The organism is Stenotrophomonas sp. YJH_SMC_36 (assembly GCF_059369935.1).
Genome location: NZ_JCAFTD010000006.1, coordinates 1 through 24464 on the forward strand (window position 1 = coordinate 1; position 24464 = coordinate 24464).

Here is a 24464-nt window from a genome sequence, read left to right on the forward strand (position 1 = left end):
CACCCCGCGGGCGCGGGTGGTGTGGCAGAAGGAGCTGGGGGATACGCAGGCCCGCTACAGCACCGGCTTTGCGGCGGCGCCGGATCTGGTGTTCGGCAGCAACAGCCAGACGGTGGGCGAGCAGGTGCTGAGCTGGAACCTAGGTGTGACCAGCCGGGCCAGCGAGCGGCTGTCGGTGATGGTCGACTATGTGGGCGAGCGCCGCGACGGCCAGCTGCAGAATGGTGTGCAGCTGGGGCTGGGTTACAAGTTCTGAGCAGTTGTTTACTGCCCCGTCCTTTGGGACGGGGCAGTACGCAGAGAGCACGTGGACGCCTGGCTCAATCCGGACCCGGCCGGCTTGCCGCGCTGTGCCGGGTCTTCAATGACAATCAGCCCCGTCTACGAACATAGGCTTGCGGCCTGGCAGATCAGGCGGCTTGGGGGGATGGACTCCCAGCACCCAGGATATGGTCACATTCCACCAACCGAGCGTTACTCACGGCTTGTCTTTCCCCGCACCCCGCACATGCGAGCAGGGTGCCGCCGGGCATTGTCTCCAGCTCCGGCACCTTCGAATGGGTGATGTGCTTGCAGTGGTTGCAACGCACGCTGACGGCATTTACGCGGTCAAGGCTGCCGTCGTTATCTCGTGTTGCATCAAGGGCGAGAATGCAGAAAAGTCCTGTATCGGGCATTGCGGTGTACCGAGCATTTTCTGCCGATGCTGCCCTGATCATTGCCTTTATTTTGTGATGAGCATCCCCGTTCAGTATCACGTGTTACTGAATCGTTGCGCAGATCTCGTTTATCTCACGTAGAAATTCCCTTGCGCCTGATAGGGTCGATGCTCACCAAGGAGGTGCGCATGCCCATTCGGGCGGTTGTATATGTAAGCGAGGCGAGCAACGTGCTCGCTGGTGACAAGCTCGGCTTGTCCAACGGAAAGCTGGACGAAGTGGTAGACGATGCAGCCCGGTTTAACCTCGACGCCGGAGTCACGGGGGTTCTTCTCTTCGACGGCGATCGCTTCATGCAGTATCTAGAGGGACCGGAGGACGGCGTATCGGTCGCTTACTCCAGGGTTCTAGGCGCGACCAGCCACCATGGCATTGTGGAGTTACAGCGAGGTCGAGCTGGTCAGCGACGGCTTCCGTTCTGGCCGATGCGCTGGCTACCAGTTAAGCCGGCAGAGTTGCGCGGTATGGTCCGTGCCGATTGGACCGGTTTTAGCCAGCGCGGTGCAGAGGGCAGCGCCACCGCGATGGATATGCTCGTCCGCCTTGTCGAGCCCTACGTGCTCGCTGCATAGCTATCAAGGCGGAGTTTATCCGCCTGCAATCTGTTCTGTTAGCACTACCAGAGACTGCTGGAAGGCGGCGGAGAACAGGGGGCCGCCGTCGTGCTGATGTGCGGCCGTGATGCCGGGCAACAGCGTTGTCCAGGCAGCCGCGAGACGTTCTGGTTCCGGGTGTGTGAGCACAGACACCCTGATGGCGTATTCCATTGCCTTGAGGTAACCACGATGTGCCTCCAGGACAGCTTCGCAGGCGCCAAGGCGTTCTAGGATCTCTTCGGTCGGTGTCGTCATGATGGTCCCTATGGACTGAGGCAGCCGGGGCGGGCATAGTTCGCGGCGACCCTTGGAGTCGCCCTATGAGCATCCTCAATGTTTTGCTCAGTCGTGACCAGCTCGTTACCGCAGTCGATACGCTCGCCGAGGATGCGCTGACCGGCGCCCATTCGGCTGGCGCCAAGATGCTTTTGATCCCCCAGCACAATCTCTTGCTGGCCACCCGAGGATCCGCCCAGTTCTTCCTCCGGATCTACGAGCTGGCCCTACAGGCGAGCTTCCGCGCCGAGTTCACGGTGGGACAGTTGAGCGCTGAACTCGGCTCTGTGATTGACCAGCTGTGGCCGAACTACGAGAAGGCTGTGGCCGAGGCCGGCCTGCCGATCGAGCAATTGGGAACGGAGATCGTACTGGGTGGCTGGTCTCCTCAGCAGGGCAGGATGATCGCCACGGCGTATTCGAAGAGCGGTAATGGGCAACCGGCACGCGTGCAGCCCATAACTGGCCAACTGGCGTCGCCGGGGGAGCCCCTGAAGACAGTGCCGCCGAGCATGGCCCAGGCCGAGTTGCTGGCCGCCGGGCGGCTGCAGGCGAGCTACCTCAATGAGCGGGAGGGCCGGCGGGTGGCCGGCGGCCGTCTATTGATCGGATTCCTGCAGCAGGGGCAGGCGGTGGTCAAAGATCTAGGGCCGATCTGACGCGTAGAAGGCGGAGTTGGCCGCACCGGGGGCGCATGAGCAGCGCCGCGTCGGCACTGGATCCGAACGATTCACCCAGATGCCGGCCGCGTTCGCAGGATCTGCGACCGCCGGTCGTATCCTCCCGGCCATGCCGCTCCCCGCCGACTTCTACTGGACTACCAGGTCATCCAGCCACCCGGATGACCTTCCGACCGTGATTGCCTGTGAAGGGGTGTGGGTGGTGGTCATGATCCAGCGGGTGAACGATGGAATCTGGATTGCCTCGCTGGACCGGCACCGGCATGGGCCAGGTGGTCCGTCCCGCAGATGCAGCAGCTACGAGCAGGGCCGGGCAGGGGCCGAATTGTGGGTGGCCAGGCACGAGGCGAGGCTTCGCGAGGACGTGGTCGCAGGCCGGTAGGTGCTAGGAACCGGTGACTTCGCGGCTGGCAATCCCTTTAATGCCCATCCGCCCGGCTCAACATCCGTCCGGTGCGGCTGCTGACCCGAACGCCAAGACCTCGATACGGCGTCTCGGCTTAACTAGAGCGCGGCAAAATCGGCAATCGAGTTCCACTACCTATCGCGCGTGCCAACTGTGACGAGCGCGCCGTCCTCGAAGGATAGTGGGATGATCACTCGTCCCTGTGGCGCAGATAACCGCAGGTTCAGTGCTTGGCGGTTCGATGTGCAGGAAGTAAGAATACTCTCGAACCATGATCGCTCCGGCACCTGGCTATTGATTTCATTCAACTGAATGGCAGGAATAGCTAGGCCGTCGACTTTCAGTTCTGTTACCTTCACCGGGCTAGAAGAATCCACCACCAACTCGAACACGTGATTGCCACACTCCAGCCGGTGCTGTGAGACATAGAGCTTTGCGGGGACGCCGTCTTCGGTGCGAATCACGTCCAAGGTCGGGGGAGTGGCATTCGCTACTGAATACGAGGTTGCAATCACACAGGTGGTGAGTAGTGCTACTTTTAGTGCTGCTTCACGATTCATAGTGTGGGCCCCAGCGTTTCTGCATCGCGATCATTGAAGTCATACTCACGGGTGATATTGTCGGGGCCGATGATGTAGTAGCGGAAGGTTTCAGCGTTCATGCCAAAGTCGCGTAGTTTATCGGCCGTACTCCAATCGCCGCCATAGAACTCCTGGTCCCCCACAGTGCGGTTGTCTGAAGGGTACTTGTTAACTTCATGTGTTCTCTCGTCCTTGAATACTCCCGCCGGATGTGAATGAATGATGCCCACAATCTGATCGGGGCTAATACCCCAGTCCTTCAGCGGGTACTCGATGGCACCAGGGTTATCGGCTGACCCATGAGCCAATGGACTTGACTTGATTTCACCGGTGACTGAATCGCGATAGATCACTGATCCAATCTCGTGATTTTGATAATTTGGATCGGCCTTGATCAATGATTCAATACTGCGAGCCACAGTATCGGTCGCAACATCAACCTGCTCGTACGCAGATTGACCGCCGCCGCCACTATCTCTATCGCCCGGGTTGGGGAAGGGATCGTAAGGGTCGGTAAAATCTGGCGGCCCGATGTCTGGCCAACCGTCGTCCCCTGGTGGCCGAACATCAATAGGTGGAAGATCAGTGGTGTCTACCTGCGCACCACCCGAAATCAATGCCAGCTCTTCCGGCGACAGGGGGCGGATTCCGTTCGACATTGCTAACTCCTTTTGTTTCTTCCTGATCATGGTTTCTACTAGGTTGGCTGGCCGCTTGCGTCGGCTAGCTTCCCGGCAGATCAAGTATCGGATTGGTGTGGCAGTTGCATTGGCGGGGCCACTTTACATGGGCGGTGTTTCGTCTTCGTTAAACGGTTTGATGAGTAAATTACGCGCGTTATCCTCGTGCGGTCTCCGGCAGGGCGGCAGGCGGACCGTAGACCACGCTCGGCATGCGGGGTGCGGTCTCATCAACGCGGGCAGTCGGTGGACTCGGCGCATAGTCTTTGGTCCCTCCGCTCTCTGCCCTTTGTTCTTTGTCCGCCTGGAGTCGCCTTGCAGCAGATGCGATAGCGCCAGTGAAGGGCAGTCGCAGCTCGTCCCACCCGAACGGTTCAGGGAGGTGGCCGGCTCGTTCGCAGGATCTGCGACGGCCGGCCGTATTCTCCCGGCAATGCTTCCCTCGCACGGCCACCACGGTTTCCGCGCCACCCCGATCCCCTCTGGCTGGGTCCAGACCGGTGAGCGCTGGGCGCTCTGGTACAACGGCCGGGAGACGGCCAGCGTCGCCCCCGATGTTGGTCCCGGAGTGCGCCTGTGGATGGAAGGCCAGAAGATGTGGCAGGTGAAGGAAGTGCGCGCGGCGAGCATCCGACAGGCGAAACGGTACGCCGAGCGCTGGTGCGCGGCCAGGCTCTATCCCGAGCTGCCATTGCGCGAGGCCGTCGCCCGATTGACGGACAGCACCCCTATCCGACTGCCGCCGCCACTGCCCGGCCTGCCGCCTACGCGCGAGCAGCAGCAACAGGCGCGGCGCCTGGCTGAGTCTGGGGCGCTGGATCTGACACGGATCAAGGAAGCGCTGGAGCCGCGCCGACCGCCGAAGGAGACCAAGCCTAGAGCGAAGGATCCGATGAAGGCTTGGGTCAGGGCCGGGAGAGAGCAGTTGTCCCGATCCCGAATCTGATCCCCCGTTCAGGGGAGGCGGTCGACGCTGCTTGCTTGCGAGACTCGCCCTTTCACCAGAGAGAGAGCGACGATGACCGCCACCAATCGCAAGGCCGCCAGCTTCGGAGTGCCGTGGGAGTCGGCCTACGGATACGTCCAAGCCGTCCGTGTCAACAACATGATCTTCGTGTCCGGCCAGCTGTCGCACACACCGGAGGGGCAGTTGGTCGCGCCCGCAGAGCTGGGGGAAAATGGCAAGCCCGCCAACTTCGACACCATGGAAGCCCAGATGAGGCGCACCTACGAGAACGCGCAGGTGCTGCTGGCAGAGCTGGGTGCGTCGATCGCGGACGTGGTCGAGGAAACGCTGTTCGTCATCGACGTTCCGGCCGCTTTCGCGGCCAGTGGCAAGGTCCGGCCGGCCGTGTATGGCCAGCCGGTGCCGCAGGTGGCTAGCAACCTGATTGGGGTCTCAGCGTTGGCCTTCCCCGAGCAGCTGATTGAGATTGCCTTCCGGGCGGAAGTCCAAGGCTAAGGCACTATGTGGGCGGGGCTTGCTCCGCCCGTTCCTTGCGGTGAGTAGGTCACCGCCGATGAGCCCTACGAGCGCCTTGGCCTGAACAAAGCCAGGACGATCTCCCGGCGTTCCGTACGCTACTTCTCCGCAGCGGGCTTGGCGCGGGGCTTCAATCTGAAGCTCACGCCCATCCGGTTGATCGCGTTCATGGCCGCAATGGTGAGCGTGAGGTCGACCAAGTCTTTCTCGCAGAATACTGCGGCTACTTTTTCGTACGCCTCATCAGATGCATGGGTTTCGCTCACGAGCGTCACTTCCTCTGCCCATGCCAGAGCGGCGCGCTCTTGTTCCGAGAATAGATAGGCGGCCTCGTGCCAAACAGGTAGGAGAGCGATTGTGTCGAACGGCATGCCTTCCTTAAGCAGGTCACGGGTATGAATGTCGATGCAGTGGGCGCAACCGTTTAGCTGCGACACGCGCAAAAACACCAGATCCACCAGTTTCGGCGGCAGAGAGGTGCCCGCGGTCGCAAAGTGATGCAGTTGCCCTACGGCTTTGGCGCCCTCGGGAGAAACTACGAACCAGTTCGCTCGATTCATTCTAATGGGTCCTTTTCGGGTATCTGTGGGGCCGGGATCGCCCCACCCGCAGCAAGGACGCCGACGGGCAGCAGTTCGTGACACCTACCTAGGCTCGTCGCGATCCGCTGCATGTACGCTCGCCGAGGAAGGGGATGCTGGCCGTGGGGCCGCTAGATACTGGGCGCGGCGGGGAGCACACGGAGAAGATCCTGGATTGGCGGGGCAGGGGGCGGGAATTGGCTGAAGGGGGATCGCATCGCCGCCGTTCGGATGGCGGCGGGTAGAGCCGCCTCATGCACCCTATCGGCTCGTAAGTGATTGATTGCTAGTGTCGAAATCGACACTTTTGGGGAGCTTCATTGTTATGAGGATTCCTTGCCAATCAATGAGATGCGCCGGACAGTAACGATGCCTGGGGGGCAGAGGGTCGTCGGTTCGAATCCGGCCGTCCCGACCACTGTGATGGAACAGAAGGCCCGCGCAGCGATGCGTGGGCTTTTTTGTGGGTGAACCGATGGGCGATGCGGCCGCGTACGCCGGCCCATGCGTGACAGACATCCCGTATCATCGCTGCACATCCGATCGCATCGGTTTCTCCTTCCGTCTCTCTTCCGCGTCCGCTGGCGCAGCATGTGGCTGCGGTCACGGGCGTGCAGCGGGTCCGTGGAGGTGGATGCGCGGACCACGACGACCACAGGGGGTTGCGTTGATCAGCAGTACCGTCATTCATCGCTCGGCTGAGGCAGGTGCCGCCGAGGTGCAGGTCCTGGACACCACGTTCAAGGGCAAGCACGTCTTTGTCAGCTGGGGCCTGCGTGGGCCCGAGTTGACCCGCAGTGCCGACCCGGCCGCAACGGTGGCCGCGCGCCGCGCATTGCAGACCGTTTCCCGGCACAACGAGGGGCCGCGCAGCCCCGAGGTGTTCATCGCCAACCAGTCGGCGGTGGCGATCACGGTCTATCGCTTGTTGACCGAGGCCCGGTCCGGCGATGCGATCTTCTTTCTGTGCGACTCGCAGGCGGTGGTGGATTGGCTGGTCACGGCGCTGGAAGTGCAGGGGGCGGAGTGATCGCGTCCATGCCGGCCGTCTATCCCGCCAGCGCGGCGTCAACCGCTGCCTGGGCGTGCAGGCTGGTGGTGTCGAACAGCGGCACCGCACTGTCCTGCGGGCGTACCAGCAGCATGATTTCGGTACAGCCGAGAATGATCGCTTCGGCACCACGCGCCACCAGCCGCGCGATCACGTCTGCGTAGACCTGTCGCGAGCGCTCGCTGACCACGCCGGCGATCAGCTCCTGGTAGATGATGTCGTGGACCTGCTGGCGATCTTCGGCCTCGGGTACCAGCACTTCCAGCCCGAAGCGACCGGCAAGGCGTCCCCGGTAGAAGTCCTGCTCCATGGTGAAGGCCGTACCGAGCAGGCCCACCCTGCGCCAACCGGCCGCCACGATGGCGGTGGCGGTCGGGTCGGCGATGTGCAGCAGCGGCAGCGGGCAGGCTGCTTCGATCTGTGCGGTCAGCGCGTGCATCGTGTTGGTGCAGATCAGCAGTACATCGGCGCCGCCCGCCTGCAACCGCTCTGCGGCATCCACCATGTGCCGCGCAAGCGCATCCCAGTCGCCGTCGTGCTGCAACTGCTTGATCGGAGCGAAATCCACCGACCACATCAGCAGCTGCGCCGAGTGCGCGGCCCCCAGGCGACGGCGCACCTCTTCGTTGATGAGGCGGTAGTACTGCGCCGAACTCTCCCAGCTCATGCCGCCGATCAGGCCCAGGGTCTTCATGTGCCGCTCCAGGTGGGGAGGCGCCATTGCAGCACAGGCGGGCGGCGATGTCGCCGCGACCGCTGACAGGCGCGATAATGCGGCCATCGATGATCGAGGGCAGGGTGATGGGCGAATGCGGTGGCTGCGGCAGGACGATGGACCTAGCGGCGATGCAGGCGCGTCACCGCCGCGTGCTGCGGATCGTGCTGCTGGTCAACCTTGCCACGTTCGCGATGATGGTGCTGGCCGCCTGGTACAGCCATTCTTCGTCACTGCTGTCCGGTGCGCTGGATAATCTGGGCGACGCGGCCACCTATGCGCTCAGCCTCGCGGTGGTGGGTGCGGGCATCGTCGCCAAGGCACGTGTGGCGCTGTTCAAGGGGCTGCTGATCCTTGCCGCAGCGGTGGCCGTGGCGGTGCAGATCGGTTGGCGCCTGCTGCATCCGGAGGTGCCGCTGTTCGCCAGCATGGGCTTGGCCGCCCTGCTCAATCTGGCAGCCAATGCACTGTGCCTGTGGCTGCTCACACCCTATCGCAACGATGACGTCAACCTGGCGTCCGCCTGGGAGTGCTCGCGCAACGATCTGTACGAGGGCTCGGCGGTGCTGCTGGCTGCAGGGCTGGTGGCGCTGTTCGGTGCGGGCTGGCCCGATCTGCTGGTGGCGGCCGCACTGCTGGTGCTGTTTCTGCGGTCGGCGATGCGCGTGCTGGGTACGGCGTGGTCGGAGCTGCGCGCGGCACGGCAGGTTCATGCGTGAGTGGCCGCCTGTAACCGTCGCATCGGCATCGCGCTGTATGTGACGTCGCGGTGAGCCACCGCCTATGCTGGGACGGTTCTCTTTCGTGGATGGCCGAATGTCCCTGCAGACCTGGTGGTGGTTCCTGGCTACGGTGTTCGTGCTGTGTGGCACCCCTGGACCGAACATGCTGCATATCCTCGGACGCAGCGTCGGCCTGGGATTCCGCGCCAGCCTCCCGGCCATGGCCGGCTGCCTGCTGGCCATGCTGGCGGTACTGGCGGCCTCCGCCGCCGGGTTGAGCGCACTGCTGCACTCCTCACCCATGCTGTTTGAAGTGCTGCGCTATCTGGGCGTGGCCTACCTGGCCTGGCTGGGCCTGAAAGCGTGGCGCGACAGCAGCCGGCCGGCAGCGCCGGTGGACGTTGAGGCCCCGACGACGGTGCTGTCAGCGGACGGAGCCTGGGCGGTATTCCGCGGCGGCCTGCTGGTGGGCCTGAGCAATCCCAAGCTGCTGCTGTTCGCCACGGCGTTCCTGCCGCAGTTCGTCGATCCCGCGCGGGGTCAGGCCGTGCAGTACAGCGTCCTGGTGGCAACCTTCGCCAGCTGCGAGCTGTTCTGGTACGTGATGTATGCCGCCGGTGGCCATGGCCTGCGCCGTTGGCTCGGCCGGCCGTTCGCCCGGCGCTGGTTCGAGCGGCTGGTGGGCAGCGTGTTCCTGGCGTTCGCGGTGGCCCTGCTGCGCTTCCGGCCCCGTTGATCCGTATGCGGCTTCACGCCGCACGCGCGGCTCCCTCACGAGGCTGGCATCGGCTGCGGCCTAGGCTGATCACACTGTTTTCAGTCCCTGTGGGGAAAGGATCGACATGATCAAGTGGGCCATCATCTTCGCCATCATCGGTGTGATCGCCGGCGTGCTCGGCTTCGGCGGCATCGCGGGTGCCGCGGTGGGTATCGCCAAGTTCCTGTTCTGGGCCGGCATCATCATTGCCGTGGTGCTGTTCCTGCTGGGCATGACCGTCGCGAAGAAGGTCAGCTAGCGGCTGCCTGCGTGGCAGCGCGCGCAGGCGTGCGCTGCCACGCGAGACGCACAGCCGTCAGTCTTCGATACGTGCGAAACGAGGCTGTGGGCCAAGTGCGCCCGGTACCTGTTCTACGAACATGGCGTACGGTCGCACCCACAATCCGCCTTCGCCATACAGTGCGCGGTACAGCACCATCGGCTGCAGGGTCTCGCTGCTGCGCACGATGTCGATCACTTCATACTCGCCGCCCTTGAAATGGCGATAGCGGCCGCGCGCAAGCGTGGGCAGGGGGCTGAGCGCCGTCATGGGGGCGGCACTCATCTGCGCGCCGGCTGTGCCGGCATCGCGCAGTAGGCGTCGATCGCCTCGGCGGTGTTGGCGAGGCCCTGCGCCTGGGCCAGTTCCCAGGGGCGCTCGCAGCGCTGGCTGCGCTCGCACCACTGGTAGCCAGCCGAGCCGATGCAGCCATGGGCATCGCGATCACCGCCGACTACGGGGACGGAAGTGGCTGCCGCTTCGCGCACGGGCGTCTGTTGCGGTGCCGCGCAGGCGGCCAGGGCCAGCAGCATCGGCGCCAGCATGAGGGCTTTCATCGAGGACACTCCGTGGCCCAAACCATCAGTGTGCGGCGGGCCAGCAGCAGCGGCAAGCGCTCAACTCATCGACGCGCGGATCAGTTCCTCGATCAGGACCAGGTAGCAGGCTGCGAAGTAGAACTTCAGCAGCGTCGAGCGCTGCGGCGGTTGGAAGGTGCGCATGTGGAAGGGGCCCCTGTTGGTGACGATAGTGTGAAGCCAAGCTGACTTCGTGACAAGAATCACGAAAGTCATGGGGTGAACGGGCTCAGGGATGTGACGAAGCGCGAATTCCGATCCGCCGGCGGGGATTTTTCGGACAAATCTGATAGGCCCTGCCTGAAGCGCTCGCTAGCCTGAACAGGTATCGGCGCTCTCACCTCATCCCCGGCGCCGCGTCCATTCCCTCCGTTGGAGTCGATCATGGTGTTTACCGTCCACTGCAATGCCCAGCACTGGTTCGTGCTGGACCCCGAGGCGCGCACCACCGCCTCGTTCGCCCGCGGCGCCGACGCGTTCGATGTCGCCACCGAACTGGCCCAGGAACATCACCGCCGCACGGGCCAGCACTGCATCGTGCGTGTGGAGGCACTGGGGGGGGCAGTGGATGTACTGCGGATCGGTGCCTAGCGGCCGACCCTGCGGCGCAGTCAGCCGCGGTTGAGCTGTTTGAATGGGGAAAGAACCGACGGTGCGTTGCCCTCTGTGCGCCGCGCCGCGAATCCCGGATGCTTGCCGCCACGCATTCATCTGGAGATCTCGATGGGCAACGCACTCACCTGGCGCACCCTGGCCTGCGCACTGCTGCCGATGCTGGCCGCCGCCGGGGGCGCGCAGGCGCAGAACTATGGTTATGACGACGATCGCCATGGCGGCCGCGACGGCAGCGGCATCGTGCGATGCGAATCGGTCAAGAACCGCAGCAATGAGTGCCGCCTGGAAGGACGGCCCCGGCTGATCCGCCAGCTGTCCGGCTCGCCGTGCGTGGAGGGCGAGACCTGGGGCCAGTCGCGCTCCGGCGTGTGGGTGACCCGGGGCTGCCGGGCCGAGTTCGTCGGCGAGTCGCGTCGTGGCGGCGGCTGGGGTGGTGGATGGGGCAACGGCAATGGCCGCGGTGGCGAAGTGATCGCCTGTCATTCCAATGGCCATCGACAGGAATACTGTGACACCCGCGTCCGCCGCAGCGTACGCCTGATCCGGCAGGACTCCCGCAGTGCCTGCATTGAGGGCCGGACCTGGGGCTGGGACCGCCGCGGCATCTGGGTCAGCGATGGGTGCCGCGCCCAGTTCCAGGTGAACTGAGTCCTTCCGGCCATCTGCGTCAAAATCAGAAAAGTCTGATATTGCTCACAGTTTGAACGCCGTATCGTCTGCAATCAGGGCACGGGTGCCCTGATCGCATCGGCAGTCCGTGCCGGCACCGATGCACGTCTTCCGCCATCATCGATACGCTGCCTCAAGGAGTGAGCTGCATGTTGATCCGCCTTCAGTGCGAACAGCGCCAATGGCGCGTTCTGCACCCGGATAGACCGGAGCCGATCGAGTTCCGCGACGGCGCCCGGGCCTTCGATTTCGCCCAGGCCCTGGCCCGGCTGCACTTCGTGGACACCGGGCAGCGCGCCGCCGTGCGCGTGGAAGCCAGCGGCGCGTTCGTGGAAGCGATCAGCTACGGTTGAACAGGGACCGCGCGTCGTTCCGCAGCAGGCGTGGGAAACCGGGCGCCTGCCCGGTTCCACCCGGAACGGTCAGCCCGCCGCGCTCAGCGGCGGAGTGGTGGCAGCCAGCTGTGGCCAGCGCTTGAGCACGGCCGCGCGGATCCCGGCGGCATCGATGCCGGCTTCAGCCAGCAGGTCCTCGCGGCTGGCATGATGCTGGTAGGCGTCGGGCAGGCCGAGATGCAGGATCGGTCGCAGCACCGCTTCGGCGTTGAGCAGCTCGGCCACGCCGGAACCGGCGCCACCGGCCACCACGTTGTCTTCGATGGTCACCAGGCCTTCGTGCTGGGCGGCCATTGCCAGCACCAGGTCGCGGTCCAGCGGCTTGATGAAGCGCATGTTGACCACGCTCAGGCCCAACTCGCGGCCCACCTGTTCGGCGGCGGCAACGGTGCTGCCGAACGCCAGCAGGGCGATGTGGCTGCCCTGCACGCGCAGCTCGCCCTTGCCGATCGGCAGCGTGGACAGGTCACTGCCGGCCGCGACGCCGGTACCGCTGCCACGCGGGTAACGCACGGCGGCCGGACCGGCGTACTGCAGACCGGTGCTGAGCATCTGCCTGCACTCCGCCTCGTTCGACGGGGCCATCACCACCATGTTCGGCACGCAGCGCAGGAAGCTCAGGTCGAGGTTGCCGGCATGGGTCGCCCCATCCGGTCCGACCACGCCGGCGCGATCAATCGCGAACAGCACGTCGAGGTCCTGGATGGCCACGTCATGCACCAGCTGGTCGTACGCGCGCTGCAGGAAGGTGGAATAGATCGCCACCACCGGCTTGCCGCCCTGGGTGGCCATGCCGGCGGCCAGGGTGACCGCGTGCTGCTCGGCGATCGCCACGTCGAAGTAGCGCTGCGGGTATTCCTTGCTGAAGCGCACCAGGCCGGAGCCTTCGCGCATCGCCGGGGTGATGCCGTACAGGCGTGGCTCCGCGGCGGCAGCGTCGCACAGCCAGTCGCCGAACACGTCGGTGTAGGTCGGCTTCTTGGCGCCGGTCTTGGCCACCAGGCCCTTGTCTGGATCGAACGGGCCCACTGCGTGATAACCGATCTGGTCGCCTTCGGCAGGCTCGTAGCCCTTGCCCTTGGTGGTCATCACGTGCAGCAGCTTGGGGCCCTTGGAGGCGCGCAGCGTCTTCAGCGTGGACAGCAGGGCGGGCAGGTCATGGCCGTCGATCGGGCCGGTGTAGTGGAAGCCCATCTCCTCGAACATCGTGGAGGGCACGAACATGCCTTTCCAGTGCTCTTCCCAGCGCTTCACGAAGCGCGCCGGATTGTTCTTCTTGTCGCCCAGGATCTTCTTGCCGCCTTCGCGCAGTGCATTGAGCGTGCGGCTGCCGGTGGCGCGGCCGAGCATCTTGGTCAGCCCGCCGACGGCCTCGGAGATCGACATGTTGTTGTCGTTGAGGATCACCAGCAGATTCGGCTCCGGCTCCATGCCGCCCGCGTGCATCAGCGCCTCGAAGGCCATGCCGGCGGTCATCGCGCCGTCACCGATCACTGCCACGATCTTGCGGTCGTCGCCCTGTGACTGGCGGGCGATGGCCATGCCCAGTGCGGCGGAGATCGAGGTCGAGGAGTGACCGACCCCAAAGGTGTCGAACTCGCTTTCCTCGCGCTTGGGGAACGGCGCCACGCCGTCCTTCTGCTTGACGGTGTGGATCTCGTCACGGCGGCCGGTGAGGATCTTGTGCGGGTAGGTCTGATGGCCCACATCCCAGACCAGCTGGTCATGCGGGGTCTGGTACAGGTAGTGAAGGGCGACGGTGAGTTCGATCACGCCCAGGCCGGCGGCGAAATGTCCGCCGCTCTTGCCCACCGATTCGATGAGGTAGGCGCGCAGTTCGTCGGCGACCGCCCTCAGCTCGGATTCGTCGAACGTGCGCAGGTCATCCGGCGTCTGGATGTGCGCGAGGCGGGGATAGCGGGCAGAGTCGATCATCATGTTCGCACGTGTTCTGAACGACCATTTTCGCCCTCAAACGGGGGTGGGGCAAGCAAACGCCGCCGTCCGTGACAGGACGGTGAGGGTTGCCGGCCGGCAGGTTCAGGTGCTGAGCTTGGAACGCTTGGGCAGCTGCGCTTTCAGGAACGCCATCTGGTCGGCCAGGATGTTGCGGTTGGACAGGATCAGGTGCTCGATCCAGCTGGGCCGGTAGGGCACCGCCAGCAGCGGCATGCCGGCCTGCTGGGGGGTACGGTCACTCTTGCGCGAGTTGCAGTGGAAGCAGGCGGTGACTACGTTTTCCCAGCAGTCCAGCCCGCCCTTGGACAGCGGCATGACGTGGTCGCGGGTCAGCGAGGGACGGTTGAACTGCTGGCCGCAATACAGGCACAGGTGCGAATCGCGGGCGAACAGGGCCGGGTTGGTCAGGTTCGGGGTAGGGTCGATGGCACGGGATCGCGCGTGGCCGCGCGCGGCGATGATCGGATGCAGGTCCAGGCCACTCTGCAGGCCGCTGAACCGGTTGGTTCCGCCGTGGATGTGCAGGCAGGGGTCGCCAAGGGTCCAGGCGACGGCCTCGCGGGCGTAGAGGCAGGCGGCATCCTGCCAGGTGATCCAGTCCAGTACGCGTCCGTGGGCGTCGAGCGAGAGCAGCCGGACCGAACCAGGGCGGTGCAACGTCGTGACGTTGGGCGATGCTTCGACGCCCGGAGCAGAAAGCGGGGCTCCGGCTTCGATCAGACCCAAGCGTGTAGTGTCTGTCTCCATCGGGAGAACAGCTTATACCTGAATGTTGACGATTTGTGTATCGCCCGTCGGCGATACGCAAATCGCAAGATTCAGGTCCGCGCATTCCTCCTGTCCCCCGCGCCGTTGGCGCGCCCCCCTTAACAAAGGGGGGCTTTTCTCCAGAGGGATGATCGAGGGCGGTCAGGCCGGGGTCGGATCCCTTTCCGAGGGAAAGGACTCTGACCCCTCATCCACGCATGGCGTGGATCTACCGGCGGGAAGGGCTCAGGCGCCGAAGCGCTCGTCGTCCATCGCCATCAGCGGCGCGGCACCGGCCTGGATCGCGGCAGCATGGCTGAGCGTACGCGGCAGCACACGGGCGAAGTAGAAGCGCGCGGTTTCGCGCTTGCCCTGCGCGAATGCCGCGCCGTGCGCACTGGCGTCGGCGGCGGCGACACTGCGTGCCCACCAGTACGCCAGCACCACGTAGCCGGAATAGAACAGGTAGTCGTAGCTGGCCGCACCCAGCTCGTCCGGGTTGCCGGCGGCGCGCTGCAGCACGTCCATGGTCAGCTTGCCCCATTCGGCGGCCTTGGCGCGCAGCGGGCCGATGAACTCGGCCAGCGCTTCGTTGCCCTCGTGTTCCCTGGCGAAGGCCTCGATCTCGGCCAGCATCAGCTTGAGGCCGGCCCCCTGGCTGGAGGCGGTCTTGCGGCCGATCAGGTCCAGGGCCTGGATCCCGGTGGTGCCTTCATACAGCGTGGTGATGCGTGCATCGCGCGCCAGCTGCTCCATGCCGTGTTCGCGGATGTAGCCGTGGCCACCGAAGCACTGCAGGGCGTTGTAGGTGTTCTCGATGCCCCATTCGGTCTGGCAGGCCTTGGAGATCGGGGTCAGGAAGCTCACCAGGGTGTCGGCGCGCTCGCGCTCGGCAGCGTCGTCGGCGCGGTGGGCGATGTCGATCAGGGTGGCCGCGTGCAGGGCCAGCAGGCGGCTGCCTTCCACCAGTGACTTCACCGTCAGCAGCATGCGACGTACGTCCGGATGGACCAGGATCGGGTCGGCCGGCCTGTCCGGGAACTTCGCGCCGCTCAGGGCGCGCGACTGCAGGCGCTCACGGCTGTACTTGAGCGCGTTCTGATAGGCGCGTTCGGACAGGCCGATGCCCTGCAGGCCGACGCCCAGGCGCGCAGTGTTCATCATGGTGAACATTGCCTGCAGGCCCTTGTGCGGCTGGCCGACCAGATAGCCCTGCGCGCCGTCGAAGTTCATCACGCAGGTGACCGAGCCCTTGATGCCCATCTTGTGCTCGATGGAGCCGCAGCGCAGCGCGTTGCGCTCGCCGACGTTGCCCTCGCGGTCGACCTTGAACTTCGGGGTGACGAACAGCGAGATTCCCTTTGCACCCGGAGGCGCGTCGGGCAGCTTGGCCAGCACCAGGTGCACGATGTTGCCGGTCAGGTCGTGCTCGCCGGCAGTGATGAAGATCTTGGTGCCGGTGATCGCGTAGCTGCCATCGGCGTTCGGCTCGGCCTTGGTCTTGAGCAGGCCCAGGTCGGTACCGCAGTGCGGTTCGGTCAGGCACATGGTGCCGGTCCAGCGGCCTTCGATCAGGGGCTTAAGGAAGGCGTCGTGCTGCCACGCTTCGCCGTGCTGCTTGAGCGCTTCAATGGCGCCGTGCGAGAGCAGCGGGAAATTGCCCCACGCCAGATTGGCAGCGTTGATCATTTCATTCAGCGGCACGCCCAGGGTGTGCGGCAGGCCCTGGCCGCCCAGCTCGGGTGCGGCGGTCAGGCCGGTCCAGCCGCCGTCGACGAACTGGTCATAGGCCTGCTTGAAGCCAGGCGGGGTGGTGACTTCGCCGGTGGCCTGGTCGAGCACGCAGCCGATTTCATCGCCCACGCTGTTGAGCGGGGCCAGCACGCTCGCGCTGAAACGGCCGGCTTCCTCCAGCACGGCATCGACCACGTCGGCGGTGGCGTCGGTGAAGCCCAGGCGGGCGAACAGCGGTTCGACCTTGAGCACGTCGTGCAGGGCGAAACGGAGGTCGGAAAGCGGGGCGGTGTAGCTGCTCATCGGATACGTCTCGATCAGGGACAGGGAGAACGGCGCGGTGCGCCGCGATGGAAAGCGGTGTTCAGCGCAGCACACCCGGCAGGCCCGGCGCCTGGTTCAACGTGCTGCGGCTGCTGACGTCGAAGCTGCGCTGCTTCTTTTCCTGCGGCGTGGCTGTCACCGAACCTTTCAGGCCATAGGCCAGGGTGCGGTTGCCGGCCAGCGCATCGGCCACCACCAGGCGTGCGGCCGAGCTGGGCACCAGGTCGACCGTGATGACGTCGGCGGAGGTGCCGCCGATGGAGATGCCGGGACGGGCCTGCAGGGTGCCGGCTTCGCTGTCGCCGACGCTCAGCGCCAGGGACACATCGTCGAACGTCATCGGCATCGAGCTGTAGTTCTGCAGGCGCAGCGCCACGGTCCAGTTGCCGTCGGCGCGGACGGTCAGCTGCTGCAGGCTGGCGGCCGGTTCCGAGACGCGCTTGACGATGCCGTCGCTGCAGGCAGCGAGGGCGAGGGTGCACAGGACGATCAAGACGGTACGGAAACGGTGCAACATGGGCGCAAGTCCTCTGAAGGGGGTGCGTTGGCGTAAGCATACTACGGCGTATGGTTCAGTGGATCGCCTGTGGCGACCCGCCGCAGAGGGTAGCGCGTGAAGATCGCGGCCGGACACGCACAGCGCCGGAGCGGGCGCGTTGCGCGCAGCTGGAGGGCGGCTCAGTCGGCCGGTGCGTCGCGTATCGGCGCCATCAGGCGCAGCGGCGCCAGGTCGTAGCCCATCGCCTCGGCCTTGGCCTTCAGCTGTTCGAACCGTGCGCGGTCCATCTCCGGCAGGCGCGACAGGATCCACAGATACTTGCGGTCAGGGCCGCCGACCATCGCCCACTGGTAGTCCGGATCCAGCGCCAGCACCCAGTAATCGGCCCAGACCAGCGGCACCCAGCTCAGCCAGTCGGGGACGAAGCGCACCTGCAACTGGCCGGGATGTCCGGCCACGGGCCGGGCCACGCCTTCAGCCACCACGCGTTCGCCGTCGCCATTGCGGCAGGCATTGGTGACGCTGATGCGGCCATCGCGGCGCAGTGCATAGTGGGCGGTGATGTCGCCAACGCAGCGCTTCTGGAACGACACGGGCAGGTGGGCGATCTCGTGCCACTGGCCGGCATAGCGGTCGATGTCCAGCGCATCGACGGCGCGCACGGGTTCGCTGGCGGTCGCGGACAGCGACGCCAGCAGCAGGCAGGCGAACAGGGCAGGGCGCAGATGCATCGGCAGACTCCGGGCAGGACACTGGAGCGTAGGGGGCGTGCTGCGTGCCGGTGTGAATGTTTCGTCAACCGCCTGCATGGCGCGCCGGAAACAAAAAAAGACCCGCATTTCTGCAGGTCTTCAAGCATGGTGGCCGAGGACGGAATCGAACCGCCGACACGGGGATTTTCAATCCCCTGCTCTACCAACTGAGCTACTCGGCCAGATTGTGCGGCAGACCGCGATCGACAGCGGTGGCCGGAAAAAAAAGACCTGCATTTCTGCAGGCCTTCGAACGTGGTGGCCGAGGACGGAATCGAACCGCCGACACGGGGATTTTCAATCCCCTGCTCTACCAACTGAGCTACTCGGCCACGTGTTTCGTTGCAGCGACGTCGCTGCCAAGGACGCGCATATTACGGAGGTCGGCTGTCTTCGGCAAGCATTTTGGAAAAAAACCTTCACATTGCCGTCTGCGCGGGCGCAAGTGGTTGATCCTGCGTCGTGCCGAGGTGGCGGCGCAGGTCGATGGCGGACGAGGCGGGGTGGTCGCGGCGGCGGCGAGGATCGTCGCCTGCAGCGGAAATCAGCGGGCCGCCCGCATCGGCAAACACGCAGGGGCAAGGCATGCGGCCGCGGTTGCATCAGGCAGGCGATGGAACGCTGTTTTCGCCGCCGCACGCGCCGATCGTCGCGGCGTATTGTCGCCCCTCCTGTCCAATGCTGTCCGCAGCAGAGTCCATCCCATGGCTGATCAACCGACCACCACCCGCATCGTGCTCGCCTCGCGGCCGCAGGGTGCGCCGATCGCTGCCAATTTCCGCCTGGAGCAGTCGCCGCTGCCGGCGCCGGCAGCAGGACAGGTGCTGCTGCGCAACCGCTATCTGTCGCTGGATCCGTATATGCGCGGGCGCATGGACGAGGGACCTTCCTATGCGCCTCCCGTTGCCGTGGGTGCGGTGATGGAAGGGCAGACCGTCGCCGAAGTGCTGCAGTCGAATGCGGCGGGAATCGCGGTGGGCGAGCTGTTCCTGGCGCCGGGTGGATGGCAGACCCATGCGGTGCTGGATGCGCAGGTGCTGGGGCGTCGGCTGGACCCGGCGGGCCTGCCGCTGAGCACGGCACTCGGCGTGTATGGCATGCCGGGATTCACCGCGTATTCCAGCCTGCATGAAATCGCCCGGCTGCAGCCGGGCGAGACGCTGGTGGTCGCCGCTGCGACCGGGCCGGTGGGGGCAACCGTCGCCCAGCTGGCCAAACTGCAGGGCGCCCGCGTGGTCGCCATTGCCGGCGGCGATGGCAAGCGTGCCTACCTGCAATCGCTTGGCGTGGATGTGGCGCTGGACCATCGCGCGGCTGATTTCGCCGCGCAGCTGCGCGGCGCCGTGCCGGACGGCATCGACGTCTACTTCGAGAATGTCGGCGGCCACGTACTCGACGCGGTGCTGCCACTGCTCAACGATTTCGCCCGCATTCCGGTCTGCGGCACCATCGCCACCTACAACGCGCGCGGCGTCGAGCATCCCGGGCCCGATCGCCTGCCGGCATTGTTCAGCCAGATCCTGCGGCAGCGGCTGACGGTTCGCGGCTTCATCGTGCACGACTTCAACCACCTGTGGCCGCAGTTCGAGCGCGAGATGGCGCACTGGCTGCGGGAAGGGCGCATCCAGTATCGCGAGGACGTGGTCGAAGGGCTGCAGAGCGCACCGGATGCCTTCTTCGGGCTGCTGCAGGGGCGCAACTTCGGCAAGCTGGTGGTGAAGCTGGACTGAGCTCTCGCCGGTGTCCGCCGGGCATGGCCCGGCGCTGCCACGGCGCGAGCCGGCCACGGTCGGCATCCACCGGTCCTGATGCGGCGGCATCAGCCGTTGGCGGCTTTCTCCCGGCGCAGCAGTTCGCGCTTGCGGGCCACACCCCAGGCATAGCCGGACAGATCGCCATCGCGGCGCACCACGCGATGGCATGGCACTGCCACCGCCAGTGGATTGCTGGCGCAGGCACGCGCGACCGCGCGGCTGGAGCGCGGTGCGCCGATGCGCGCGGCAATGTCGGCATACGATGCGGTCTGCCCTTGGGGAATCTGCTGCAGCGCCTGCCAGACGCGCTGCTGGAAGGCTGTGCCGCGGATGTCCAGTGGCAGTGTCGCGCCACGTGCCGGATCCTCGACCAGGCCGACCACCTGCGCCACCCGTTGCTCGTAGCCACTGTCAGCGCCGACCAGCTCCGCCTGGCGGAAGCGTTGCTGCAACGACTGCAGCAGCGCCTCCGGATCGTCGCCGAGCAGGATCGCCACCACGCCGATGCTGCTGCTGGCCACCAGTACGCTGCCCAGCGAGCTTTCGGCGATGGCGAAATGGATCACCTCACCGCGTCCACCGCTGCGCCATTGCCGGGGCGTCATTCCCAGCAGGCGCGGCGCGTTCTCGTAGAAGCGGCCGCTGGAGCCGAAGCCGGCGTCGTGGAAAGCATCGGTGATGCGCGCCTGCTGTTGCAGTCCTGTGCGCAGCCGATCGGCGCGCAGGGCCGCCGCATACTGCTTCGGGGTCAATCCGGTGGCCTGCTTGAACAGGCGATGCAGCCGGGTGGGGCTGCAGCCCGCCAGTTCGGCAAGCTCCTGCAGCGAGGGTTCGTCGAGACGGGCCTGCAGGTGGCGGCAGACGCGTTCGACGCGGGCATCGGTGGTTGCGATGGCAGTGTCCATGCGTCGATTCTGGCACGTGCCCCGCTGGCGGAAACTCCGTTTCCTGCACGCGCCGGCAGGGCCCGGAAACGGAGTGTCAACGGGGCAGGGGCGCGACATCGTAGGGTCCACTTCACTGCCTGGACCCCGAACATGCGCCTGCACGACAAGATCGCCCTCATCACCGGTGCCAGCGCCGGCATCGGCCGCGCCTGCGCGCTGCGTTTCGCCGCCGAGGGCGCAAGGCTGGTGCTCAACGCGCGGCAGCCGGAGCCGTTGCAGGCGCTGGCCGATCAGATCCGTGCTGCCGGCGGCGAGGCGGTGGTGCATGCCGCCGATGTCGCCGGGCCGGACACTGCACAGGTGCTGGTCGACCTGGCGAAGCGGGCCTTCGGAGGCCTGGACATCGCGATCAACAATGCCGGGATGCTGGGGCCGGGCGTGCCCGCTGCGGAGTTTCCGGTGGACGCCTGGAGGCAGGTGATGGCCACCAACCTCGATGCAGCCTTCCACGCCGCGCGTGCGCAGTTGCCAGCCCTGCTGGCGCGGGGCGGCGGCTCGCTGGTGTTCGTCGGCACCATCGTCGGCCATACCGTCGGCTTGCCCGGCATGGCCGCCTACGCCTCGAGCAAGGCCGGGCTGATCGGCCTGAGCCAGGTGATCGCCGCCGAGTACGGCGCACGGGGCGTGCGTTGCAACGTGCTGCTGCCCGGCGGCACCGACACCGAGATGGGCCGGCAGGCTGCGCCAGACGAGGATGCGCTGGACTTCGTACGGTCGCTGCATGCGCTCAAGCGCCTGGCCGGGCCGGAAGAGATCGCCAACGCTGCGCTGTTCCTGGCCAGCGATGAAGGCAGCTTCGTGACCGGCAGTGCGATGCGCGTGGACGGCGGGATATCCATCAATCGCACCTGAGGGGACGGCCGGCGGCTGCACATGGCGTTCGCGCCGGACTGACCCGTCCGTTACCCGGCGACCTCTAGCGTGGCTCCAGCGCCGGCCTCCGCCGGCGGCGGAGCCACGCATGAGCAGACACGAAAAGGACACGCCCGATCCACGCCAGGGGGTGCAGGAAAGCCGCCAGGACCGGAAGCAGGACGACGTCGCCAAGCAGCGTCCGGGACAGCGCGACCAGCAGGTACGTGACACCCACTCGCGCAGTCCACGGCGCAAGGATGGTGGGCAGGAGCCTGCCTGACGCGTCATTGCTGCAAGCGCCCTCGGCCCGAGCCAGCGGCTGCCCGATGCTGGGTGTGTCGCCACCGGGGTCGGTCATGCGCAGGTCGCGCGTCTCATCGGCCCGGTAGCCCGGGGCGCGCAACGAAAAAGGCCGGACCCTGGGTGTCAGGAGTTCCGGCCTTTTTCATGCCCTGGTGGGCATGTGGATGGTGGAGCCAAGGAGGATCGAACTCCTGACCTCGTCATTGCGAACGACGCGCTCTCCCAGCTGAGCTATGGCCCCGTAGTGCGGTGTCATTGTATCGCTGGCGGTCGGCCTTGCCAAGCGACGCGCGGCCGTGGCCATAGGCGACTGTGCCGAGTCCGCCGGCTTTCGTGCGATTCCGTTGGGCGAAACGAAATCGTAACAATTTGGAGGATAATCCCCAGTCTGCGCAGCAGTTCCCTTTCTCGCCGCCCGGCCCGCGCAGGCCGCCCGGACGTCTCCTCAGAGCTTTCGATGCCTCCCCATACCGATTCCCGCCGTCTGTCGGGCATGTCGTCTTCCCTCGTTTCCTTCCGTCGCCATCCGCTCGCGCTGGCCTGCGCAGGCCTGGCGCTGGTCGGCAGCTTCGGCGCCGCGGCGCAGGACAGCGCGCCGACCCCCACCGGGCTGGATACCATCACCGTGACCGCCGAACACCGTGAGCAGAACCTGCAGGAGGTGCCGGTGTCGGTGGGCGTCGTGCAGGGCGAGCGCATGCGCGACTTCACCGCCGGCGGCGACGACACCCTGCTGGCGCTGTCCGGCCGCGTGCCGAGCCTGTATGCGGAAACCACCACCGGTCGCATCTTCCCGCGCTTCTACATCCGCGGGCTGGGCAACATCGATTTCTATCTGGGTGCTTCCCAGCCGGTGTCGATCATCCAGGATGACGTGGTGCTGGAGCACGTGGTGCTCAAGTCCAATCCGGTCTACGACGTGGACCAGGTGGAAGTACTGCGCGGCCCGCAGGGTTCGCTGTTCGGCCGCAACACCACGGCCGGCATCGTCAAGTTCGACACGCTCAAGCCGACGCAGGACTACACCGGCCGCGTCAGCGCCAGCTACGCCAGTTACAACAGCGTGTCGATCGATGGCGGCTTTGGCGGTCCGATCAACGATGTCGCCTCGTTCCGCGTGTCGGCCCTGTACCAGCATCGCGACGACTATGTCGACAACACCTACAGCGGCCCGAGTGCGGATGGCACCGTCAGCCCGAAGAAGAACGCCATGGGCGGTTTCGATGACCGCAACGTCCGCGCCCAGCTGCTGCTGACGCCGAGCGAGCAGTTCTCGATCCTGGCCTCGGCACACGCGCGCGATTACGAAGGCACCTCGACCCTGTTCCTGCGCGGCGCGCTGACCAAGGGTTCCAACCGCACCGACGTGCCGCGCGACCAGGTCGCCTACGACGAAGCCGACAACAACCCGCAGGCCTACAAGACCTACGGTGGCTCGGTGAAGGCGCGCTATGATTTCGGCGCGATCGACTTCACTTCGATCACCGCGTATGAAACCACCTCCGGTTACAGCCGTGGCGATACCGATGGCGGTGCTGCGGTGAACTATCCGGTCAACGGCGTGCCCAACGGCTACGGCCAGTCGATGGGCCGGATCCGCGACCTGGACCAGTGGACCCAGGAATTCCGTCTGGCCAGCCATGACGACAGCGCGTTGCAGTGGCAGGCCGGCGCGTTCTATTTCAACGGCAGCGACACCACCGACTTCTACCAGCGTGCCTGGTTCCTGCAGGGCGCTGCGCGCAATCCGAACAACTGGGTACGCCTGCGCAACAAGAACACCTCCTGGGCCGGTTTCGGCCAGCTCAGCTACGCCTTCACCGACAGGTTCACGGTGACCGCCGGCCTGCGCCAGACCCGCGACGAGAAGCACACCCGGCTGCTGAAGACCGCCGACACCGCTGCCGGGGTGGTGACCTACAAGGGCCGCACCGACGTCAGGATGTCCGATACCACGCCCAGCTGGGACCTGAGTGCGATGTACCAGATCACGCCGGACGTCAGCGTCTATGCGAAGGTGGCGCGCGGCTTCCGTGGGCCCACCATCCAGGGCCGTTCGGCGGTGTTCAATGCCGACTTCACCACCGCCGACTCGGAGACCATCCTGTCCTGGGAGGCCGGCGTGAAGAGCAGCCTGTGGGACAACCGCCTGCGCCTGAACGCCACCGCGTTCACCTACACCGTCAACGATATCCAGCTCAACGGTAACGATTCGGACGGCAACGGCGTGCTGTTCAACGCAGACAAGGCCAAGGCGTATGGTTTCGAAGCAGACATGGAACTGCGTCCGGTTCCCAACCTGACCCTGAGCGCCGGTGTCAGCCTGCTGCACAGCGAAATCAAGGACAAGCGCGTGTACGCGCAGGTCTGCGGCCTGAATGGCCAGGTGGTGTGCACGGTGGATGATCCGACCATCAAGGTGGGTGCGAACACCTTTGCGCAGATCGACGGCAACCCGTTGCCGAACGCACCGAAGTACAACGTCAACCTGGCCGCACGCTACGATTTCCCGGTCAGCGACGCGGCCACGATGTTCGTGTCCACCGACTGGAACAAGCAGGGCTATACCAGCTTCGTGCTGTATGACAGCAAGGAGTTCAACTCCAAGGGGGACTTCGAGGGCGGCCTGAAGATCGGTTACTCCGGCAACTACGGTGCCTATGAAGTCGCGCTGTTCGCACGCAACATCACCAACGAGAAGAATCTCAAGGGCGTGATCGAGAACTACATGGCCGCGGTGTACAACGAGCCGCGTACCGTGGGTGTGTCGCTGAACATGAACTGGTAATCGAACGGTTGCGGGAAG

Annotated in this window: 29 protein-coding genes and 3 tRNA genes; 16 read left to right on the forward strand and 16 right to left on the reverse strand. The window is 65.5% G+C overall.

Annotated features, from left to right (window positions below):
* The coding region (locus tag AC5P76_RS12115) for a hypothetical protein (protein ID WP_495222759.1) at positions 1-256 on the forward strand (256 nt) is incomplete at its 5' end.
* 591 nt (positions 257-847) lie between these two features.
* Positions 848-1291, forward strand: a complete 444-nt coding sequence (locus tag AC5P76_RS12120) for a BLUF domain-containing protein (RefSeq protein ID WP_495222783.1) — start codon at positions 848-850, stop codon at positions 1289-1291.
* A gap of 15 nt (positions 1292-1306) precedes the next feature.
* Here AC5P76_RS12120 and AC5P76_RS12125 read toward each other — a convergent pair whose 3' ends face one another.
* On the reverse strand, positions 1307-1570 hold the full coding sequence (locus AC5P76_RS12125; protein WP_253119452.1) for a hypothetical protein: 264 nt from the start codon (positions 1568-1570) through the stop codon (positions 1307-1309).
* A 65-nt stretch (positions 1571-1635) separates the two neighbouring features.
* Here AC5P76_RS12125 and AC5P76_RS12130 point away from each other — a divergent pair, with 65 nt between their 5' ends.
* A complete protein-coding gene (locus AC5P76_RS12130; RefSeq protein ID WP_253119453.1) occupies positions 1636-2250 on the forward strand; it encodes a hypothetical protein in 615 nt (204 codons plus the stop codon).
* 558 nt (positions 2251-2808) lie between these two features.
* On the opposite strand, the gene AC5P76_RS12135 is transcribed toward AC5P76_RS12130, so the two are convergent.
* Positions 2809-3237 carry a hypothetical protein gene (locus AC5P76_RS12135; protein ID WP_495222760.1) on the reverse strand — a complete coding sequence of 143 codons (429 nt, stop codon included), beginning with the start codon at positions 3235-3237 and terminating at the stop codon, positions 2809-2811.
* Positions 3234-3917, reverse strand: a complete 684-nt coding sequence (locus AC5P76_RS12140) for a hypothetical protein (RefSeq protein ID WP_253161726.1) — start codon at positions 3915-3917, stop codon at positions 3234-3236. Before AC5P76_RS12140 ends, AC5P76_RS12135 begins: the two co-directional genes overlap by 4 nt.
* A 454-nt stretch (positions 3918-4371) precedes the next feature.
* On the opposite strand from AC5P76_RS12140, the gene AC5P76_RS12145 reads away from it, so the two are divergent.
* Together AC5P76_RS12145 and AC5P76_RS12150 are read left to right on the forward strand one after the other, a co-directional pair.
* Positions 4372-4884 (forward strand): hypothetical protein, encoded by a 513-nt coding sequence (locus AC5P76_RS12145; protein ID WP_253119456.1) that lies wholly within the window; start codon positions 4372-4374, stop codon positions 4882-4884.
* A 72-nt stretch (positions 4885-4956) separates the two neighbouring features.
* Complete coding sequence (locus AC5P76_RS12150; RefSeq protein WP_065181905.1) at positions 4957-5400, forward strand: RidA family protein; 444 nt, start codon at positions 4957-4959, stop codon at positions 5398-5400.
* Positions 5401-5519: 119 nt separating this feature from the next.
* Here AC5P76_RS12150 and AC5P76_RS12155 read toward each other — a convergent pair whose 3' ends face one another.
* Positions 5520-5981 (reverse strand): carboxymuconolactone decarboxylase family protein, encoded by a 462-nt coding sequence (locus tag AC5P76_RS12155; protein ID WP_065181906.1) that lies wholly within the window; start codon positions 5979-5981, stop codon positions 5520-5522.
* Between the two features lie 655 nt (positions 5982-6636).
* Between AC5P76_RS12155 and AC5P76_RS12160 the strand changes: the two genes are divergently transcribed.
* Complete coding sequence (locus AC5P76_RS12160) at positions 6637-7032, forward strand: hypothetical protein (RefSeq protein ID WP_065181907.1); 396 nt, start codon at positions 6637-6639, stop codon at positions 7030-7032.
* A 19-nt stretch (positions 7033-7051) separates the two neighbouring features.
* Here the strand turns inward: AC5P76_RS12160 and AC5P76_RS12165 are convergent, their stop codons facing one another.
* Positions 7052-7747, reverse strand: a complete 696-nt coding sequence (locus tag AC5P76_RS12165) for an aspartate/glutamate racemase family protein (protein WP_253119459.1) — start codon at positions 7745-7747, stop codon at positions 7052-7054.
* Between the two features lie 107 nt (positions 7748-7854).
* On the opposite strand from AC5P76_RS12165, the gene AC5P76_RS12170 reads away from it, so the two are divergent.
* The 3 genes from AC5P76_RS12170 to AC5P76_RS12180 all read left to right on the forward strand — a co-directional run bounded on the left by AC5P76_RS12170 (position 7855) and on the right by AC5P76_RS12180 (position 9506).
* Positions 7855-8487, forward strand: a complete 633-nt coding sequence (locus AC5P76_RS12170) for a cation efflux transmembrane domain-containing protein (protein ID WP_253119565.1) — start codon at positions 7855-7857, stop codon at positions 8485-8487.
* A 97-nt stretch (positions 8488-8584) separates the two neighbouring features.
* On the forward strand, positions 8585-9226 hold the full coding sequence (locus AC5P76_RS12175; protein WP_253119461.1) for a LysE family translocator: 642 nt from the start codon (positions 8585-8587) through the stop codon (positions 9224-9226).
* A 106-nt stretch (positions 9227-9332) separates the two neighbouring features.
* Complete coding sequence (locus AC5P76_RS12180) at positions 9333-9506, forward strand: DUF1328 domain-containing protein (protein WP_006380555.1); 174 nt, start codon at positions 9333-9335, stop codon at positions 9504-9506.
* Positions 9507-9563: 57 nt separating this feature from the next.
* On the opposite strand, the gene AC5P76_RS12185 is transcribed toward AC5P76_RS12180, so the two are convergent.
* Together AC5P76_RS12185 and AC5P76_RS12190 are read right to left on the reverse strand one after the other, a co-directional pair.
* Positions 9564-9797, reverse strand: a complete 234-nt coding sequence (locus tag AC5P76_RS12185; protein ID WP_053518695.1) for a DUF1653 domain-containing protein — start codon at positions 9795-9797, stop codon at positions 9564-9566.
* Between the two features lie 11 nt (positions 9798-9808).
* Entirely contained in the window at positions 9809-10084 is a 276-nt protein-coding gene (locus AC5P76_RS12190; RefSeq protein ID WP_128988803.1) for a hypothetical protein, read from the reverse strand.
* 405 nt (positions 10085-10489) lie between these two features.
* On the opposite strand from AC5P76_RS12190, the gene AC5P76_RS12195 reads away from it, so the two are divergent.
* The 3 genes from AC5P76_RS12195 (at position 10490) to AC5P76_RS12205 (ending at position 11742) form a co-directional block, all read left to right on the forward strand.
* The gene (locus AC5P76_RS12195) at positions 10490-10696 is read left to right on the forward strand and encodes a hypothetical protein (protein ID WP_065175527.1); all 207 of its coding nucleotides are present in this window, start codon (positions 10490-10492) and stop codon (positions 10694-10696) included.
* Positions 10697-10828: 132 nt separating this feature from the next.
* Positions 10829-11368, forward strand: coding sequence for a DUF3011 domain-containing protein (locus AC5P76_RS12200; protein ID WP_111186452.1), 540 nt, complete (start codon positions 10829-10831; stop codon positions 11366-11368).
* 170 nt (positions 11369-11538) lie between these two features.
* On the forward strand, positions 11539-11742 hold the full coding sequence (locus AC5P76_RS12205) for a hypothetical protein (protein ID WP_053518700.1): 204 nt from the start codon (positions 11539-11541) through the stop codon (positions 11740-11742).
* Between the two features lie 69 nt (positions 11743-11811).
* Here the strand turns inward: AC5P76_RS12205 and dxs are convergent, their stop codons facing one another.
* The 7 genes from dxs to AC5P76_RS12240 all read right to left on the reverse strand — a co-directional run bounded on the left by dxs (position 11812) and on the right by AC5P76_RS12240 (position 18131).
* Positions 11812-13719, reverse strand: coding sequence for a 1-deoxy-D-xylulose-5-phosphate synthase (gene dxs, locus AC5P76_RS12210; protein WP_065181991.1), 1908 nt, complete (start codon positions 13717-13719; stop codon positions 11812-11814).
* 105 nt (positions 13720-13824) lie between these two features.
* Positions 13825-14490, reverse strand: coding sequence for an HNH endonuclease (locus AC5P76_RS12215; RefSeq protein ID WP_053518701.1), 666 nt, complete (start codon positions 14488-14490; stop codon positions 13825-13827).
* Between the two features lie 246 nt (positions 14491-14736).
* Entirely contained in the window at positions 14737-16527 is a 1791-nt protein-coding gene (locus tag AC5P76_RS12220) for an acyl-CoA dehydrogenase C-terminal domain-containing protein (RefSeq protein ID WP_053518703.1), read from the reverse strand.
* Between the two features lie 61 nt (positions 16528-16588).
* Positions 16589-17065: an LEA/WHy family protein gene (locus AC5P76_RS12225; protein ID WP_065181910.1), complete on the reverse strand. Its 477-nt coding sequence runs from the start codon at positions 17063-17065 to the stop codon at positions 16589-16591.
* Positions 17066-17226: 161 nt separating this feature from the next.
* Positions 17227-17778 (reverse strand): lipocalin family protein, encoded by a 552-nt coding sequence (locus AC5P76_RS12230; protein ID WP_053518705.1) that lies wholly within the window; start codon positions 17776-17778, stop codon positions 17227-17229.
* 127 nt (positions 17779-17905) lie between these two features.
* Positions 17906-17981: transfer RNA gene (locus AC5P76_RS12235), tRNA-Phe, on the reverse strand.
* 74 nt (positions 17982-18055) lie between these two features.
* Positions 18056-18131, reverse strand: a tRNA-Phe gene (locus tag AC5P76_RS12240).
* Between the two features lie 372 nt (positions 18132-18503).
* Between AC5P76_RS12240 and curA the strand changes: the two genes are divergently transcribed.
* Complete coding sequence (curA, locus tag AC5P76_RS12245) at positions 18504-19529, forward strand: NADPH-dependent curcumin/dihydrocurcumin reductase (protein ID WP_253119463.1); 1026 nt, start codon at positions 18504-18506, stop codon at positions 19527-19529.
* A gap of 89 nt (positions 19530-19618) precedes the next feature.
* Here curA and AC5P76_RS12250 read toward each other — a convergent pair whose 3' ends face one another.
* Positions 19619-20458 (reverse strand): bifunctional transcriptional activator/DNA repair enzyme AdaA, encoded by an 840-nt coding sequence (locus AC5P76_RS12250; RefSeq protein WP_253119465.1) that lies wholly within the window; start codon positions 20456-20458, stop codon positions 19619-19621.
* 132 nt (positions 20459-20590) lie between these two features.
* Between AC5P76_RS12250 and AC5P76_RS12255 the strand changes: the two genes are divergently transcribed.
* Positions 20591-21352 (forward strand): SDR family oxidoreductase, encoded by a 762-nt coding sequence (locus AC5P76_RS12255; RefSeq protein WP_253119466.1) that lies wholly within the window; start codon positions 20591-20593, stop codon positions 21350-21352.
* 109 nt (positions 21353-21461) lie between these two features.
* Positions 21462-21635, forward strand: a complete 174-nt coding sequence (locus tag AC5P76_RS12260) for a hypothetical protein (protein ID WP_164972374.1) — start codon at positions 21462-21464, stop codon at positions 21633-21635.
* 188 nt (positions 21636-21823) lie between these two features.
* On the opposite strand, the gene AC5P76_RS12265 is transcribed toward AC5P76_RS12260, so the two are convergent.
* Positions 21824-21899 (reverse strand) — tRNA-Ala (locus AC5P76_RS12265).
* Between the two features lie 216 nt (positions 21900-22115).
* Between AC5P76_RS12265 and AC5P76_RS12270 the strand changes: the two genes are divergently transcribed.
* Positions 22116-24446: a TonB-dependent receptor gene (locus AC5P76_RS12270; RefSeq protein ID WP_253119468.1), complete on the forward strand. Its 2331-nt coding sequence runs from the start codon at positions 22116-22118 to the stop codon at positions 24444-24446.
* Positions 24447-24464: the final 18 nt, after the last annotated feature.